We start from the raw sequence: 16,797 nt of genomic DNA, 5'->3' as shown, positions 1-16,797 counted from the left end.
GAAATATTTTTTTCTGTGCGTAGGGGTTTATTCCGGCCCGGGTGTCTTTCCTGAAATGGGTCGGTTTGGAAGCAATCGGTATTTTTAATGCCCCTATTCAAGGTACAGGAATGGAAATAAGGAAAGCGGGTCCTATGGTCCGGAGCGACGAAGCCGGCGATCTTGCGTTCGAGCAACTATTCAAAACCCATTTCAAGGGGCTGCACACCTATGCCTGCACGATCCTGCGGGACGGCCATCTCGCGGAGGAGGTGGTGCAGGTGGTTTTTGCCCGCTTTTACGAGAAGATGGCGAGGATAACGATCGAGGCTTCCGTGGAGGCCTATCTCTACCGTGCGGTGTATAACGAGAGCCTGAACCAGCGGCGCAGGGAAAAGGTCCGCCGGGAATACCGGAAACATGCGGAACGGCACGGTGAAGGGACCAGTGTGCCCGGGGAAGGTGGTGACCACCGGGAGTTGGAGGCCCGGCTTCATCAGGCGCTGAATGAGCTGCCGCAGCAATGCCGGACCATTTTCCAGCTGAGCCGCTTCGAGGAGCTTAAATACCGGGAGATTGCACACCGGCTGGACCTTTCCGTGAAGACTGTTGAAAACCAGATGGGCAAGGCGCTGCGGATACTGCGGGACAAGCTGCTGCCGTATTTGGTGGTGATCATTTTATTCATATTAAACAAGAACCGGTGAAGAAGAACCCAAAACCCGATATGGACCGGCTGCTGGTAAAATACCTCCTTGAAGAGGCGACGGATGCCGAGCGCGCGGAGGTGGACGGCTGGTGTGCCGCTGGTGCGGAGAACCGGCAGTACTTCGAGGACTTCCGGCGCATCTGGGCGGAGAGTCTGCGGCTGACGCCGGAGGTAAGCGTCGATGAGGTGGAGGCGTGGGAGCGGTTCAAGCAGAGTGAGCGGTTTCCCGGGAGGGCGGGGTCCGCGAGGGTGCGGCAGGGTGATGAGGGGGCTTCTCGCGGGAGGGTGCGGCCGGGTGAGGACGGAGCTTCCAACGGCCGGGTGCGATCGCTGCGGCTGATGGTGGCGGCGGTGGTGGTGGTGTTAGCGGGGATTGGCGTTTGGTGGGCGGTGACGGGTGGGCTGTTGGGAGGTGGGGACGCGTTGCGGTTGGAGGCTGGAGCGGTGGTGCGAACCGACACGCTGCCTGACGGAACGCAGGTGACGCTGAACAAGCATTCCGCGTTGGTGTGTCCCCGGGTGTTCGGTGGTGACGCCCGTACGGTGAGGCTGGACGGCGAGGGTTTCTTCCAGGTGAAGCACCGGTCGCAGCCTTTTGTCGTGCGGCTGAACGGGGTGACGATTCGTGACCTGGGCACTTCCTTCAACGTAAAGGCCGGCAAAGATGAGACGGAAATTGTTGTCGAATCGGGTGAAGTGGAGGTGTCCAGCGGGAGCTTTGACGTAAAGGCAGGCGCGGGGGAAAAAGTGATAGTGGCTGCACAGCCTGCGGCGTCGCGAAAGATCGCAGCTGCTGACCAGCTGTATCAGTATTACCGGACTTCGGCATTCGTGTGTCGCCAAACGCCCCTGTGGAGGCTGGCGGCCGTCCTCAGCGAGGCCTACAATGTTCATATCGTCATCCCCAGTAAGGAGGTGCAGGAGATGACGCTGACGGCTACTTATTTCAGAGATCAGGATTTGGACAGTATCCTGAGTGTTATCGACAAGAGTTTAACCATCATCCATACACGGGCCGGACAGGAGATAATTTTTCAACCTAAGAACTGATTGCGCGGCATTATACACATATTGTTACTGGTGACGTTGCCCCTGGCGACTTCTTCGCAGCATTTGCTTGATCGTATTATAACGATCCGGGTGCGCCGCCTTCCCCTGGCGCAGGTGCTCGACTCGATCGCGCATCGGGCGGATGTTGAATTTTCCTATAACAGCAGGATCCTACCGGGGGACAGTCCCGTGACCTGCAGCTTTGTCCGGGTGACCGTTCAGAAGGCGCTGGACAGCCTTTTGGGAAAGCATTATACCTATATCGAACAGGGGAGGTACGTGATCATCTTACCATACGGAACGGCTAACGCGGCCGAGGACAAGCCGCCCGATGCGCAGGCCGAGCGCATCTACACGGTGACCGGAGTCGTCCTCGACAGTACTACGCGGCGCGGCATTGCCAATGCGAGTGTCTACGCCAAGGCGCAGCTACAGTCGGCGCTTACCGACAGCCAGGGGTATTTCAAGCTTCGGCTAAAAACGCGGTTTGACGATCAGGCGCTGACAGTGAGCAAGGAATGGTATGGCGATACGGATGTTGTCGTTCACCCCGGTTATGATCAGTCGCTGACTATCCTTATTGCGTCCGTCAACCCCAGCCTGCTCGCCCCGGCTACTGTCAACGGGGTTGAAAGGAGCAAGTTTGTGCGCTTTTTTCTCTCGTACCGGCAGCGGATGCAAAGCCTCAACCTCGCGCATTTCTTTACCAGCCGGCAGACACAGGTGTCGCTGTTGCCCTGGCTGGGAACCCATGGTTCGATGAGCGGGCAGGTGACCAATGTATTATCTCTTAATATTATTGGCGGTTATGGTGCGGGACTGAATGGTGTAGAGATGGGTGGTGTCTTCAATATCGATAAGAAGAATGTCCGTGCCGTTCAACTAGCGGGTGTAATGAACCTGACGGGGGGTGAAGTCCATGGCGTTGAGGCGGCGGGTTTGCTGAACCGGGCGGTGGGTTCGGTGAAGGGCGTGCAGCTTGCCGGTGGCGGCAATATGGCGATGAAGAATATGAGCGGGGTACAGGTGGCGGGTGATTTCAATCTCTGCCGCGATACGGCTCGCGGGTTGCAGTTAAGCGCGTTTGAGAACCGGGCGCGGGTGTTGAAAGGGGTGCAGATAGGGCTGTTCAATTTCGCCGATACGTCCACGGGTTACAGTCTCGGGTTGGTGAGCATCATCAAACACGGCGGAGTGCACCGGCTGACCCTTTCGACATCCCGGGTGACGGGACTGACAATAGAATATATCCAGGGTAACCAAAAGCTCAACAGCATCTTCATGATCGGGTATAACCCTCTTCCCGATGAGCATAATTTTTCGTATGGTTTTGGCCTGGGGAAGGCCTTGCCTTTTTCTCCCCATTGGGGAATGTATGGTGAGATCACGGCCCAGCATCTCTTCACGACGGATTGGAAAGACTTCGGCAGTATCTATCGGGCGAGACCGCTATTTACCTGGCGGATCGCGAGGAAGATCTCGCTATTTGCGGGGCCTTCCTTTACTATATATGTCGCGCCCTCCACCCTTCCTGCGAGCACGAACCAGGTGGAGTTGCCGGGGGCGCCTTATATTACTGCGTTCAGGGGTGGGAGAACGAGCGCGTGGATAGACGGTGATGTAGGGATCAGCTTTTTCTGACCGGTTTTTTCTGAGGCAGCCCGGCGGGGATGATTTTCAGGGGCGGCGTAGACGATTTTCAGGGACGGCGTAGGGGTATTGTTTTGTATGGTTGTCTTCTTCTGGTAAATAACCATCCATGAAGAAGAACATTTTGACCTTTTTCTTTTCTTGTCTTTCCCTGCTGATGCAGGGGCTCCCGTTGCCCGCCGTTGCGCAGGCACGGTATACCGTTAGCGGCACCGTTAGGGCAAAGCGCAGCGGTGAAAATGTGATCCGGGCTACCGTTGCTGTTTCCGGCCAGACCGTTGGGGTGACTACCAACGAATATGGCTTTTTCTCGCTGACGCTGCCTGAGGGGGAGTACTCCCTGGTGGTCTCCGCGGTGGGGTTGCAATCGCAGATGGTTGCGGTGGAGTTGAGGAAGAATCTGTCGCTGGCTGTTTCCCTGGAGGAAGGGGCCACCGAATTAAAGGAAGTCGTCGTCAGCGCCGCCGATCGGGACCGGAAGCTTTCAGGGGTGCAGATAGGCACCGAGAGACTAACGATATCGACCATGCGTAGCCTGCCCGTGCTGCTGGGCGAGAGGGATGTGTTGAAATCCGTTCAGCTGTTGCCGGGGGTTGCCTCGGCGGGGGATGGGAACACGGGGTTTTATGTCAGGGGCGGCGCGGCGGATCAGAACCTTATCCTGCTGGATGGGACTACGGTGTACAATCCTTCCCACCTGTTGGGTTTCTTCTCGACGTTTAACCCCGATGCTGTTCGCGATCTGACCCTGTACAAGGGGGCCATGCCGCCGCAATATGGCGGGAGGCTTTCATCCGTGGCTGATATCCGGATGAATGAAGGCAATAACCAAGGCTATCATGCCACGGCGACCGCCGGGTTGCTGACGGTGAGTGGGGAAGTGGAGGGGCCGATAGAGAAAGATAGGAGCAGCTTCCTGGTGGCGGGGCGAACGACCAGGATCAATGCCGCGCTTCACGCTTCCGGGGACACCACGATCAACCGAAACGACATCGGGTTTTATGATCTCAATGCCAAGCTCAATTTTGCATTGGGTCGCCGGGACCATCTCTATGTATCAGGGTATTATGGTCGGGACGACCTGAGTGTGTATAACCAGTTCGGGCTGAAATGGGGGAATGGCATCGCCAACCTGCGGTGGAACCATGTAGTGGGCGCCCGGCTGTTCTCCAACACCACACTTGCCATCAGCAATTACAGCAACCAGATAACGGGCTATGTCAACTCCAGCAAGAGCCCTTATACCGTCGATGCTTCCCTCAATGACTATAGTGTTAAACAGGAATGGGAATGGTATGCCGGTGTCGGTCATACGATGCGATTCGGTCTTGGTTCGATATATCATACCATTCAGCCGGCGCGGCTTAATGCTCCGCCCGGAACGGGGCTGAACGACACGACCTATCAATCGCGTTATGGCTGGGAGAATGTCCTTTATGCAGGTGACGAATGGAAGGCGACGGACAGGCTGACGCTTTCCTATGGCCTGCGGCTGACGGATTTCCGTGTATATGGCGGGGGCAACTTTTATCATTTCGATGCGGCGGGCAATGCGAAGGATACTTTGCATTACCGGAGCGGCCAGCCGGTGGTGAATTACTTTAATCCCGAACCGCGGCTTGCCATTGGCTATGAGCTTGACGACCAGTCGACGCTAAAGGCTTCTTATAACCGGAATGTCCAGAATGTGCATCTGCTGACGAATTCGGCGGCAAGCTTTCCTACCGACAGATGGACGTTGACGACTAACAATATTCTCCCGGAGATAGCAGATCAGGTGTCATTGGGTTATTACCGGGAAACGGCCGACAGAGGGTATACCTGGAGTCTCGAAACGTACTACAAGCTGATGCAGCACCAGATAGACTTTCGCACCGGCGCCAACCCGGAGCTGACCGATATGGTCGAGTCCGAGCTGCTATATGGAAAGGGCCGGGCCTATGGGGTGGAGCTGGAGCTGCGGAAGAACAAGGGCAAGCTTACCGGTTGGTTGAGCTATACGCTGTCCAGATCGCAATTGCAGATTGGTGGCATCAATGATGGCCGCTGGTATGACGCCACGCAGGATCATACGCATAATATTTCCGTCGTTGGGATATACAAGCCGAATCCGAAATGGACGTTTTCGGCGGATTGGGTGTATTATACCGGCGCCGCGATCAGCTATCCCAGCGGCAAGTATGAAGCCGGGGGCCGCATCGTCTACTATTATGCCGAGCGCAATGGTTATCGCATGCCGGCGTATCACCGGCTAGACCTGAGCGCGACCGACGAGCTGAAGAAAAAGAAGCATTTCTCCGAGGAGCTGGTGTTTTCTATCTACAATGCGTATGACCGGCTGAACGCTTATTTTATCAATTTCCGGCAGGACCCCAACGATGCTACGCAGACGCAGGCGGTGAAGACTGTTTTGTTTGGGATCGTTCCGTCTGTTGCTTTTACTATTAAATTCTAATTTTATGCAAAAGATAGTTTGTTTTACTTTGTGCGGGTTATTTTTGACTGCCGGCCTTTTTTTGACTGCGTGTACGAAGGTGATCAAGCTCGATCTTCGCACGGTGGCCAACAAATATGTTATCGATGGGAATATTACTGATCGGCCTGGTCCGTATACGGTGAAGATCAGTGGAACGACGGGTTTTTATTCGCCAAACAGTTTTCCGGGGTTTTCAGGGGCTGTGGTTAAGCTATGGGATGCTGCCGGTGATTCGGAGGTGTTGGCTGACAAGGGTGGGGGTTTGTACACTGCGAGCAGCCTGCAGGGAGTGCAGGGGATGACGTATTATTTGTCTGTGGTGATGGGGAAGGATAGTTTTTTTGCGACGTCCACCATGCCATACCGGGTTAATCTTGACAGTGTTACGATCCAGCCGGTGCTGAATGGGGGTAAGACGGTGATCACGGCGCTGCCGCATTTTGTCAATCCTGATGGTCCGGGGACGGCGTATTATTTGTTCAACCAGACGATAGACGGTTACCTTGACCAGACGATTTATTACTGGGACAATGCCTATGCGATGGGGCAGCCGAATACGTTTTCCCTGGAGCGTAACAGTAAGGACAGCACGTTGCATAGTGGGGATACCGTTCAAGTGGAGATGCAATGTATAGATAAGCCGATGTATGATTATTGGAAGAGTATGGATGCGGCGGCGATTGGGGCGGGTGGGGCTTTTCCGGGGAATCCGGTTACGAATTTCAGTGGAGGGGCGTTGGGATATTTTAGTGCGCATACGTCGCAGGTGAGGGGGGTGAGGGTGAGATAGGTGGGGGAAGATTTGGAAGACATGGAAGATGTTTGTAAATTGGGGGGAAATTGTGAAGTGATGGAATTGACGGAGATTGGCAGGACCCTGGAGAATATATCTTTACCGGCGGAACAGAAGACAGCGTTACTATTTTTAATTGATACAAAAATCAACGGAGATATGAAGGAGGTGATTGCAGAGATAAGACAATTGGAAGCCAGATTGGAAGCCAAGATACAGATATGCAATGACAAGATCCAGATGGTTCACGACAAGTTGAGCAATGAGATCAAAGTTGTTTATTGGGTGATCGGGATCGCTTATGCTATCATGTTGTTCGTAGTGGCAAGGAAATAGTGGAATGTTTTTGGTCAATTTTTTTTAAAGACTTTAAGCCGCCTTAACTGGCGGCTTTTTTTATTAGAATAGTTCGCCGATGTTGACGAAGAGGCCGCGGGAGCCCTGGTTGCCGAGACCGTAGTCGATGTCGACGTTGGTGCGGGAGGTTTTGTTCAGTTTGATGCGGATGCCGGCGCCATAGCCGGGTTGGACCGATTGCAGGCGGTGGGAGTTGAGGCCGGAGAAGGATTCGCCGTTGAGGAAGATAACGGAGCCCAGTAGTCCGTCGGGGGTGAGGGGGAAGCGGTATTCGGATTCGAGATAGACCATTTCGTCGCCGCGGAAGCGGCCCTGGATGTAGCCGCGCCCGGTGCTCGAGTAGGTGTCCCAGTTGGTGCTGGGCAGATCGAGAAAGGGTGGCTTGCCTTCGAGGATGAGCCAGTCGTAGTTCCAGAAGGCGAGGACATTGTGGGAGCCGACGGGGAAGTTGAGGAATTTGCGGACGTCGATGATGAGCGACTGCCAGTTGCTGGTGCTACCCATAAAGGTGAAGTTGTTACGATACTGGAGATTCGAATAGAAGCCTTTATAGGGGTTGATGGAGTTGTCGCGGGTGTCGTAGAGGGCGTTGAGGGTAAGGCCGGTGGAGAGGGTGTTTTCGGGCGAGCCGTATTTCTGATAGTCGGAAGGAACAGCGGGGGTGGGGTTGAATTCGGCGATCTCGTACCGCCAGTCGAGGATATAGCCTGCACCCGCGAAGAAGTCGGCGGTGATCTTGCGCAGGACGATCTCGTAGAAGCGGATATAGTTGTAGGTCATGGGGTCTTCGTTGCCGATCCATGAATTGGAGCCCAGGCCGAAGGTGCTCTGGGGGTAGTTCATGTAATGGATGTCACCGACGAAGTTGTACTTGTTGTTCTTTGTCCAGATGCTGGTTTCGAGGGGAAAGGTGAACTGCCGGTTTTGCGTATAGGCGACGCTGGAAGTGATGGTAGAGATCTTAGCGTTGGTATCGACACGGAAGGCGGCGTTGCCGGTGAGGGTGACGGCGGTGCGGGTCGTGAGGGTGTAGCCGACGGCCGGGAGCCCGGATATGGTGAGTTTACGGACGTCCGTTAGGGTGTCCGGCGGTTTGTCCTTTTTGTGGGGGAAGAGGAAATGGAGGACGTCGGTGATGTCTTTTTGCGGCACGGGTGCATGATGCATGGCCAAGGTGTCTTTTTTTGCCGCGTGTTCTTTGCCGACGGTGCGCGTGATGCCCGTGGGATTCTGCGCGCGGGGGGTGGCGCATGTGACGAGCAGGAGGATAAGCAGCCAGAAGGGGCGTGTGCATGAGCGGCCTATGTAGCGAAGTGGGCGTGTCAGAGACTTTTCTTTTTTATTTGTTCGACGGCGTGGTTGGCTGCGCGGGCTGTTAGGGCCATAAAGGTAAGGGATGGATTTTGATTACCGGTGGAGGTCATGCAGGAGCCGTCGGTGACGAAGACGTTCTTACAGGCATGGAGCTGGTTCCATTCGTTGAGCAGGGAGGTTTTGGGGTCTTTGCCCATGCGGACGCCGCCCATTTCGTGGATGTCGAGGCCTGGGTTCTGGTGGTTGTTGCCGCCGGTGATGTTGGTGCAGCCGGCTGCTGCGAGCATTTCGGAACCTTGGGCTACGAAGTCGGCGGCCATTTTATCATCGTTGTCATCGTAGGCTACGGACGTGATGAGCTGGGGGATACCCCATTCGTCCTTTTTGTCGGGGCTGAGCCGGACGTGGTTGGAAAATTTGGGGATGGTCTCGCCTTGCATGCCCATATTTATGAACCAGGAGCCGGGTTCGGTGAGCGCATCTTTCCAGGCGCTGCCGATGCCGGCCGTCTGTTCGCCCCGCCACCATCCGGCGCGGGAAGCCGAGAAATAGCTCATATAACCGCGTTGAAAACCGAGGCCTTCGGATTTATGCAGGTTGCGGAAAGAGGGCATGAAGACCTCGGTAGGGCGGCGGCCATAATAATAGCCGTCGGGGAAGCCATCGAACTGGGCGTTTACATTGCCCCGGTAGTTATGAAAGGCGATGTAGTGGCCGAGAAGGCCGTTGTCGTTGCCCAGGCCGTGGGGAAAGCGGTTGGATATACTGTTGAGCAGGATGAGGTTGGTATTGAGGCATGCGGCATTGACAAAGATGATGCGGGCCTGGTATTCAGTGACGGCTTTTGTGTTGGTGTCGATGACGCGGACGCCGGTGGCGCGGCCTTTTTTTTCGTCGTAGAGGATGGAGTGTACGACGCTAAAGGTTTGCAGGGTGAGCTTGCCAGTCCGCTGCGCCCAGGGGATGGTGGTGGAGTTGGAATTGAAGTAGCCACCGAAGGGGCAACCTCGTTCACACAGATCGCGGGCCTGGCATTGGCCACGGCCTTGTTCAATATGGATGGGTTGTGGCTTTGTGAGGTGGGCACAGCGGCCAATGATGACGGGGCGATCGGGGTAGTGCTGCATGATCTTTTCGCTGATGTGCTTTTCTACACAGTTCATTTCCCATGGCGGCAGGAATTCCCCGTCGGGGAGTTGGGGCAGGCCGTCTTTGTTGCCGCTGATGCCGGCGAATTTTTCTACATAGCTATACCAGGGGGCGAGGTCATCGTAGCCGATGGGCCAGGGGATGGTGATGCCGTCGCGGGCGGGGCCTTCGAATTCGAAGGGGCTCCAGCGCTGGGTCTGGCGAGCCCATAAGAGGGATTTGCCGCCGACCTGGTAGCCGCGGATCCAGTCGAAAGGTTTCTCCTGGACATAGGGATGTTCGTTATCCTTCACGAAGAAATGCTGGGTTGCTTCGCTGAAGGCATAGCAGCGGGATACGACGGGGTTTTCGCTCGTGATGTGGAGGGGGAGCTGGCCGCGATGCGGGAAGTCCCATGGATTCTTTGTGGCGGTGGGGTAGTCTTTGAGATGTTGGACAGGGCGGCCGCGTTCGAGAAGAAGGGTAGTGAGCCCGTGTTCGCAGAGTTCTTTTGCGGCCCAGCCTCCGCTGATGCCGGAGCCGATGACGATGGCATCGTAAGTGTTCATATGGCAATCGTTGAATGAGTAAGGTAACGAAAAAATGTTTAGCTTTCCTGAAAGGGTGTTATCATGACGTATTACCAGATGGAAGTGATGCGGATCGAGCGGGAGCATTTCCCCTGCCGGGCGGTGGTCGATCAGTGCCGGGCGGCGAAGCGGTTGATCGATGAACGGTGTTGCGGCGGTGTTGACCTGGATGGGATTGCGCGTGGGGTGTTTGTCTCGAAGTTCCATTTTATCCGGCAGTTCAGTCGCTGTTATGGCGTGACGCCGTACCGGTATCTGACGGAGCGACGGATGCAGGAGGCGAAGGTGTTGCTGGATGCGGGGGTGAGTGTTGCCGAGACTTGTTATCGGGTGGGGTTTTGCAGTGTGCCGTCATTTTCTACGCTGTTCAAGCGATATAGTGGGTGCACGCCTGCGACGTACCGCGACGGAAAGCGCAATATCCGATAAGGCCTTACGAATATCTTTGGGTGCTTAAATACAATTTTCATGAAAGTAAAACTGACAAGTGTACTGGTACAAGACCAGGAGAAGGCACTTCGTTTTTATACGGAGGCATTGGGTTTTGTGAAAAAGAGGGATATTCCGATGGGGGAACATAGATGGCTGACGGTGGTTTCGAAAGACGAGCCCGATGGGGTCGAAGTGGTGCTGGAGCCGCTGGGTTTCCCGCCGGCGGCGGTGTACCAGGAGGCGTTGTATAAGGCGGGTATCCCCTGGACGGCTTTTTATGTTGAGGATGTGGAGACGGAGTATGCGCGGATGAAGGCGGCGGGGGTGGTTTTCAGCATGTCGCCGACAGTTATGGGGGTGACAAAGATCGCGGTGTTGGATGATACCTGCGGGAATAATATTCAGCTATTTCAAGTTATTTGAGGGTAGTGGCGGCCTGGCGTCTTTTCATGAGTTCGCGCCAGGTGGTGAGGATGATGTGCTGATCGGTTAGGGCTTTTTTGAAGGCGGGGTCCATCATGGCGAGCATGTCGCCGCGGCGGAGGGGGCCGCTGTCGCTGATGTGAGTGAAGTGTTCGCCGGCGTTGGTGCAGTGCATGATCATCATAGTGACGCCGGGCTGGAGGACCTTGAGCGCGTCGATGTAGAGCGCCGTGCGGTAGTGGGTGAGCTTTTTGTCGTCGTGGGCGATGCTGTCGGGAACCTTCCAGTCGTAGCTGAAATTATGCAGATCGTCGAGGACGGGGAGACCGGCGTCCCAGAGCGTTCTGCCCAGGGTGCGGAAGTTGCTGAGCTGGGTGTCGGGCAGGCCGGTCTGTTTTTGGATGAGCTTATCATGGCCGCCGGGCAGCATGACGGGGATGTGGTTGGTGATGCCCAGTTTCATATAGCGGGTGAGGAAGGCGGGGGTTGCATATACCGTTCCCATATGCGTGTCGAGGTGGGTTGGTTCGAAGCCCATGGCGCGGGCGCGTTGCAGCTGGGCGGTGAGTTCGGTTTCGACCTCATCGGGGCTGGCGCGGGTAGCTACCTGGAATACGTTTGCCCAGAGGCAGCCGGTGGAATCGGTCAGTCCGGGAACGGCGGTGCGGCCGGCGAGGGGGACCCAGCGGTAGCCGGTCCATTCGGAGGTGAGGGTGAGGTGAAGGCCGGCGTCTATATCCGGGTGTGCGTGGAGCCAGCCGACGAAGGCGGGGACCCAGGGGCAGGGCATCATGACACTTGTCGAGGTGGCGACGCCTTTTGTGAGAGCGTTGATGGCGCCTTCGTTGGATTCGAAGCTCATGCCGGCGTCGTCGACGTGGAGGATGAGGACGCGGGCGCCTTTGGGGTAGCCGAGGCGTTCGGCGTAGGTGGTGTCGGTGAATGTGGCGGCGGCGGGGGTTGAGCCGGGAGATTGGGCGGATGGTTCCGACGGGAAGAGTGCCATCAGTGGGAGGAGGAAGATGGCGGCGGCGGCAATGCGTTGGGGGAGCATAAGAGTATTTTGGTTAGGGAATTTAGGAAAAAAGGGTGGAGAAAGCGATAAATTGTGCGCACCTCAATTGATTTAAAATGGGATATTATTTAGCGCAGGTGAATATCGGCAGGATACTCGGGCCGATGGACAGCCCGGTGATGGCGGAGTTTGCGGCGAACCTCGACCGGATCAATGCGCTTGCGGAGGGTAGCGAAGGTTTTGTCTGGCGGTTGAAGGATGAGTCCAACAATGCCACGTCTATAAAGGTGTCGGACGATCCTTTTATTATTTTGAACATGTCGGTGTGGCGAAGCATCGACGACCTTTTTGCTTTTACGTACCGGAGCGATCATACGGCATATGTGCGGCGGCGCGGCGAGTGGTTCGAGCGGATGAAAGAGCACTTTCTGGCCTTCTGGTATGTGCCGGTGGGGCATGTTCCGACCGTCGAAGAGGCGTGGGAACGGATCGACCACATCCGCACACATGGGCCGACGCCTTATGCGTTCGATTTCAAAAAACGGTTTACACCTGAGGACGCGCGGGCGTTCGAGGCGACGCGGGTTGTTGGAGGCGAGGAGAAGTAGTGGCGGCGGGGGTGCGATTGCTATCGACCCAGTAGCCGAGCAGCACGAAGATCCATTGGTATTGGGCGGCCCAGCCGATGGCGTGCGCGGAGGGGGGCAGTGGGGAGAGCTTGCCGGCGACCTGGTTGAGCACCAGCAGGATGACGAGCAGCCAGAGGCTCCACTTCCCGGTGGTGTTCTTTGCGCGGGTGGCTTTGAGATAGAGGGTGAGACCGATGATGAAGATGAGGCCTTCCACCAACGCGGCAGCGATGGGGCTGTCCCAGAGGCCAAGGCCGACCTTCGGGGAGTCGCCTGGAAACAAGGGGAGATCGGGCGCATGGACGATGAGGTCGAGGACCCAATGGCTTACTACGCAAATACCGAGGATGAGGGCGCTGCGGGTGTCTTTGCGCAGGAGCCAGTAAATGACGCTGAAGCATGCTCCCCATACGATGCCCATGAGCAGGCTATGGGTGATGGGGTAGGACGTGAAGTCCAGCGGGAATTTGGGATTGCCGGGATTGAGGGTTACTTTTTCGACGTTGAGCAGCAAGAGAACGGGCCAAAGCAGATCGGCCCATTGTATGGCTATGAATAGTGTTCCGAGAGAGACTTTGGGGGCGAATTTTTTTGCGCCGAAGCCGACGCCGAAGTGACCGAGGACCATATTATTGAATAATTGGATGTAAGATATTTTTCTATCAGATGCCGGTGTAAATTAGTGGCTGGAACGGCAGGTTTTCTTGATAAATGGTAAGAAATTAGCGGCATGACCGAACTCGAACAATATCTTCGGGGGTACATGGGCGTGTCTGATGAGGATATGCAGGCCCTGGTATCGGCGTTCTATCCTGAGACGCTGGAAAAGGGCGACTTCTTTCTCAGATCGGGGCGGGTCTGTGAAAAGCTGAGTTTTCACCGGGAGGGGCTGATGCGGGTGTTTGCCGTGCATGGGGAAAAAGAGGTGACGCAATGGATATCCTTTAGAGGTAATTTTATCACCGATCTGCAGGGGATTGTCTGTGACGAGCCGGCGCGGTTTACGATGCAGGCTTTGACCCGCTGTGAATTGTTTACCATCGATAAGAAAGAATATCTTGGCCTCCACCGGCATATCGCCCGCTGGCCGGAGTTGGAAAGGGTGCTGATCACCCGGTGTTTCGGGTTTCTGGAGACCCGGATCTTTTCGTTGTTGTCGATGTCGGGTGAAGAAAGATATTCCTACCTTCAGGGGCAGAATCCTGAACTGTTCGACACCGTTCCGCTGAAGTATCTTGCCTCTATGATAGGGATGACGCCGGAGTCGCTGAGCAGGATCAGAAAGAAAAAATAACGCGATATGAAAATTGGAATTGTACAAACAAAACCAGTTAAGGGTGATGTGGTGGCGAATCTTGCGGATCACCAGAAGTGGATAGGCAAGGCTGTGGAGCGGGGTGTGGATCTGCTCGTTTTTCCCGAACTATCCATCACCGGGTATGAGCCTACCCTGGCCAGGGAGCTGGCTACGACTAAGGAAGATGAGCGGTTCGATGCCTTTCAGTGGATGAGTGATAAGTATGGGATCGTTATTGGGATGGGGATGCCGATATGGGCGAGTGAGACGGATGGGGATAGAGCGGGGGGCGGCGAGGCGGGGGTGATGATCGGGATGATTATTTTTCAGCCGGATGGGCCGCGGCGGGTGTATGCGAAGCAGTATTTACATGCCGATGAGGTACCGTTCTTTGTACCGGGGAATGAGCAGGTGTTCTTGTCGATCGACGATAACAGGATAGCCTTGTCGCTTTGTTACGAACTGTCTGTACCGGAGCATTCCGTCAATGCCTATAGCAACCGGGCGAATATTTATCTTTCGAGTAGTGCCAAGACGGCCGAGGGGATGGACAAGGCGTTGAATACCCTGACGGGGATCGCCTGCACCTATTCGATGATCGCATTGATAAGCAACTCCGTGGGGCCCTGTGACGGAGCGGAATGTGGCGGGCAGTCGGCGGTGATGAACGACAAGGGGGAGGTGCTGGCAAAGCTGGGCAGTTCGTATGAGGGGATGTTGATCTATGATACGGCGACCGGTAAGGTGACGCAGGTTTCGGGTACGACCCGGGACAGATTGACGGCTTGAACCGAGATTTGTTATTGCAATTGAGAGACTGTAAAGTTTTTGATCTCCTGGCGGGACCAGGTAGAGCGGAAGCCGAAGTAGCCAGTGATGAGGGGCGAGGGATCGGTGTAGGTGAACCAGGGTTGGTCGTTGACGAGGAAGTTGGTTGTGCCGTTGTGGGTCGTGATGCGGATATGATAGGTTTGGTTGGGTTGGAGGAGGTGAGTTGGGTCGAGATATTCAGCGATGAGGGTGCGGGCGCCGCCGGAGTATTTGCGAAACCGGGTGGTTTTGTTGGTGTTGCCGCCCATGCCAACGTAGTAGAGCTGGAGGTTCTCATAGTCGGCGAGTTTGCCACTGCGGGTGAAGAGATTGTCGTTGTGTGGATCGGTGGCCATCCAGAACTGGTTGCAGTCGGAGAGGCGGTCGTTATGGCCGGTGTCGACGAGGATCTTGCGATCGAAGTCGATCTGAATGTTGCCGCTGAGTTTTTTGTTGAGCCAGACGGTGACGCCGCCTTTTGTGTCGAGGATGAGTGCGCTGTTGTGGGTGTAGACGGTGGAGGGGGTCTTGGGCTCGATCTCGGCGATCCAGGTGTGGGGGTCGAGGGGTTGGGTGAAGTCGTCGGCGAAGAGGAGGGCGGCGGAGTTGGGGGCGGCTGAAGGTGTTTGGGGGGAGGTTGAGGTGGTGGTGTTGGCGGGGGAGATTGAGGTGGCGCTGTTGGCGGCTGATGTTGCGGCGGCGCTGTTGGCAGGGGATGTTGCGGCGGCCGAGTTGGGGCTGACAGGGAAGGCGCCCATGGTAGCGAAGGGGCTGGTGGGTTTTGGGTGGAGGAAGGTGATGTCGGGGAGGCTGCCGCCGGCCTGGCGGGGAGCGGTGAGCTGCGATTCGTCGAGGCTGATGAAGTCGGCGTCGGTGAGGGTTTGCGGGCTGTCGAAAGAGTTGTTCGTGAGTGTGCATGCGGCGGTGTCGATGTTGGCGAGTTCGCGGCTTCCTTTGTAGCCGAGGTTATTCTTCAGCACGTGTTTGAAGCCGGGTACATTGATATTATCGCCATTGGGCTCCCGGTTGAGCATGTTGAAATCAATATTATTTTTATAGGCCGTGTTGTTGTACCAGAAGCCGCCGGCCGGGTGGTGGTTGGAGTAGAAGCCGCTTGCCTTGTTGCGCACGGCCACGCAGAATTGCACGGTGGTCTGCGGGATGGGATCGGGGATCTCGCTGGCGGGCCGGTGGCCGTAACCTCCGCCTTTGAAGCCGTTGCCATCGCCTTCGCTGGTGAAGTCCGGGGTAAAGCCGTTGTAGAAGGCCCAGCAGTGATCGAAGGTGGTGGCCTCGTGGGAATTGATCACGTCATAGCCGTCGTCGCTGTTGAACCAGGCGCGGCATCCTCTAAAAATATTTCCCTTGCCACCCGCTGCGGGATGACAGCCAAAGCCGTCGGTGTTGCCGCCGCGGCCATTTTCCGAGTAATAGTCGAAGTTGCGATAGGCGTCGCAGTTGAGGATGAGATTGCCGGCGCCCTCGAGCAGATAGAAGCCGATGGCCATGCCGTCGTGCATACTGAGCTGTTCGTAGATGTTGTTACTGCCGTGATTTTCGAAACATTCCGATTGGGTGTGGGTTTTTATCGTTACCTGGACGCCGGTGACCTCGAAGCCTTTGAGGTGTATCCAGGAGCCAGTGACATAGAATGCGGCAACACGGAGACCGGCGGGTTTTACGGCGGAATAGTCGAAGACGGGTTTTTCGCCGGGATAGGCCCAGTAGTTGATGTAACGGCCGCGGTGACCATTTTTGTCGAGGAAGGTTACGCAGGCATAGATGCGTTCGATGCGGGAGATCTGCGCTTCCGTCATGTGGTAAATGCCGCCGCGGATGTAGACGGTGTCGCCGGGCCGGACGGCGGATTGTGCTTTTTGAAGGGTGGCGAAGGGTTGGCTGATAGTGCCGGGGTTTTTGTCGTTGCCGTCGGGGGCGATGTAGAGGACGGCGGGCAGGGCGTGGAGGAATTGGGTAGTGAGAATGAGGAGGAGGGACAGCTGTTTCATCCGGACATAAAGTCTATTCAATGGTCGGATGGAGCCTCGCAGTTCATGCACTTGTGAGTCGAAGTTTGTGGTGCTCGGGTTCATATGCAAACGTTGGTGTTTGCAAATTTTATGTTTTTGGGGGGATTAGCTGTCC

16 protein-coding genes are annotated in these 16,797 nt (G+C 55.9%); 11 read left to right on the top strand and 5 right to left on the bottom strand.

Going from position 1 to position 16,797, the window contains the following annotated elements; genetic code table 11:
- The first annotated feature begins 134 nt into the window (after positions 1-134).
- The 6 genes from IEY39_RS24065 (at position 135) to IEY39_RS24040 (ending at position 6,993) form a co-directional block, all read left to right on the top strand.
- Entirely contained in the window at positions 135-686 is a 552-nt protein-coding gene (locus IEY39_RS24065) for an RNA polymerase sigma-70 factor (RefSeq protein WP_229689068.1), read from the top strand.
- Positions 683-1,738 (top strand): FecR domain-containing protein, encoded by a 1,056-nt coding sequence (locus IEY39_RS24060; RefSeq protein ID WP_188936500.1) that lies wholly within the window; start codon positions 683-685, stop codon positions 1,736-1,738. Before IEY39_RS24065 ends, IEY39_RS24060 begins: the two co-directional genes overlap by 4 nt.
- A gap of 30 nt (positions 1,739-1,768) precedes the next feature.
- Positions 1,769-3,379 carry a peptidase associated/transthyretin-like domain-containing protein gene (locus IEY39_RS24055; RefSeq protein WP_229689067.1) on the top strand — a complete coding sequence of 537 codons (1,611 nt, stop codon included), beginning with the start codon at positions 1,769-1,771 and terminating at the stop codon, positions 3,377-3,379.
- Positions 3,380-3,497: 118 nt separating this feature from the next.
- Positions 3,498-5,843, top strand: a complete 2,346-nt coding sequence (locus IEY39_RS24050) for a TonB-dependent receptor (RefSeq protein WP_229689066.1) — start codon at positions 3,498-3,500, stop codon at positions 5,841-5,843.
- Between the two features lie 4 nt (positions 5,844-5,847).
- Positions 5,848-6,654, top strand: a complete 807-nt coding sequence (locus tag IEY39_RS24045) for a DUF4249 family protein (RefSeq protein ID WP_188936496.1) — start codon at positions 5,848-5,850, stop codon at positions 6,652-6,654.
- 162 nt (positions 6,655-6,816) lie between these two features.
- On the top strand, positions 6,817-6,993 hold the full coding sequence (locus tag IEY39_RS24040; protein ID WP_188936494.1) for a hypothetical protein: 177 nt from the start codon (positions 6,817-6,819) through the stop codon (positions 6,991-6,993).
- A gap of 63 nt (positions 6,994-7,056) precedes the next feature.
- Here IEY39_RS24040 and IEY39_RS24035 read toward each other — a convergent pair whose 3' ends face one another.
- A complete protein-coding gene (locus IEY39_RS24035; RefSeq protein WP_188936493.1) occupies positions 7,057-8,181 on the bottom strand; it encodes a BamA/TamA family outer membrane protein in 1,125 nt (374 codons plus the stop codon).
- 155 nt (positions 8,182-8,336) lie between these two features.
- Positions 8,337-10,025, bottom strand: a complete 1,689-nt coding sequence (locus tag IEY39_RS24030) for a GMC oxidoreductase (RefSeq protein WP_188936491.1) — start codon at positions 10,023-10,025, stop codon at positions 8,337-8,339.
- A 63-nt stretch (positions 10,026-10,088) separates the two neighbouring features.
- Between IEY39_RS24030 and IEY39_RS24025 the strand changes: the two genes are divergently transcribed.
- Together IEY39_RS24025 and IEY39_RS24020 are read left to right on the top strand one after the other, a co-directional pair.
- Positions 10,089-10,475 (top strand): helix-turn-helix domain-containing protein, encoded by a 387-nt coding sequence (locus IEY39_RS24025; protein WP_188936489.1) that lies wholly within the window; start codon positions 10,089-10,091, stop codon positions 10,473-10,475.
- Between the two features lie 39 nt (positions 10,476-10,514).
- Positions 10,515-10,901 (top strand): VOC family protein, encoded by a 387-nt coding sequence (locus tag IEY39_RS24020; protein ID WP_188936488.1) that lies wholly within the window; start codon positions 10,515-10,517, stop codon positions 10,899-10,901.
- Here the strand turns inward: IEY39_RS24020 and IEY39_RS24015 are convergent.
- Positions 10,894-11,955: a polysaccharide deacetylase family protein gene (locus tag IEY39_RS24015; RefSeq protein WP_229689065.1), complete on the bottom strand. Its 1,062-nt coding sequence runs from the start codon at positions 11,953-11,955 to the stop codon at positions 10,894-10,896. The genes IEY39_RS24020 and IEY39_RS24015 overlap by 8 nt on opposite strands.
- Positions 11,956-12,032: 77 nt before the next feature.
- Between IEY39_RS24015 and IEY39_RS24010 the strand changes: the two genes are divergently transcribed.
- Positions 12,033-12,524 carry a DUF3291 domain-containing protein gene (locus IEY39_RS24010; protein ID WP_188936487.1) on the top strand — a complete coding sequence of 164 codons (492 nt, stop codon included), beginning with the start codon at positions 12,033-12,035 and terminating at the stop codon, positions 12,522-12,524.
- On the opposite strand, the gene IEY39_RS24005 is transcribed toward IEY39_RS24010, so the two are convergent.
- Entirely contained in the window at positions 12,463-13,173 is a 711-nt protein-coding gene (locus IEY39_RS24005) for a metal-dependent hydrolase (protein WP_188936486.1), read from the bottom strand. The two genes, IEY39_RS24010 and IEY39_RS24005, sit on opposite strands and share 62 nt — an antisense overlap.
- Positions 13,174-13,275: 102 nt before the next feature.
- Here IEY39_RS24005 and IEY39_RS24000 point away from each other — a divergent pair, with 102 nt between their 5' ends.
- Entirely contained in the window at positions 13,276-13,839 is a 564-nt protein-coding gene (locus IEY39_RS24000; RefSeq protein ID WP_188936485.1) for a Crp/Fnr family transcriptional regulator, read from the top strand.
- Positions 13,840-13,845: 6 nt separating this feature from the next.
- Complete coding sequence (locus tag IEY39_RS23995) at positions 13,846-14,631, top strand: carbon-nitrogen hydrolase family protein (protein WP_188936484.1); 786 nt, start codon at positions 13,846-13,848, stop codon at positions 14,629-14,631.
- 11 nt (positions 14,632-14,642) lie between these two features.
- On the opposite strand, the gene IEY39_RS23990 is transcribed toward IEY39_RS23995, so the two are convergent.
- A complete protein-coding gene (locus tag IEY39_RS23990) occupies positions 14,643-16,745 on the bottom strand; it encodes a right-handed parallel beta-helix repeat-containing protein (protein ID WP_229689064.1) in 2,103 nt (700 codons plus the stop codon).
- Between the last annotated feature and the right edge of the window lie 52 nt (positions 16,746-16,797).

Source organism: Puia dinghuensis (genome assembly GCF_014642875.1).
Taxonomy (GTDB): Bacteria; Bacteroidota; Bacteroidia; order Chitinophagales; family Chitinophagaceae; genus Puia; species Puia dinghuensis.
This window is presented reverse-complemented; position numbering and strand designations above follow the sequence as displayed.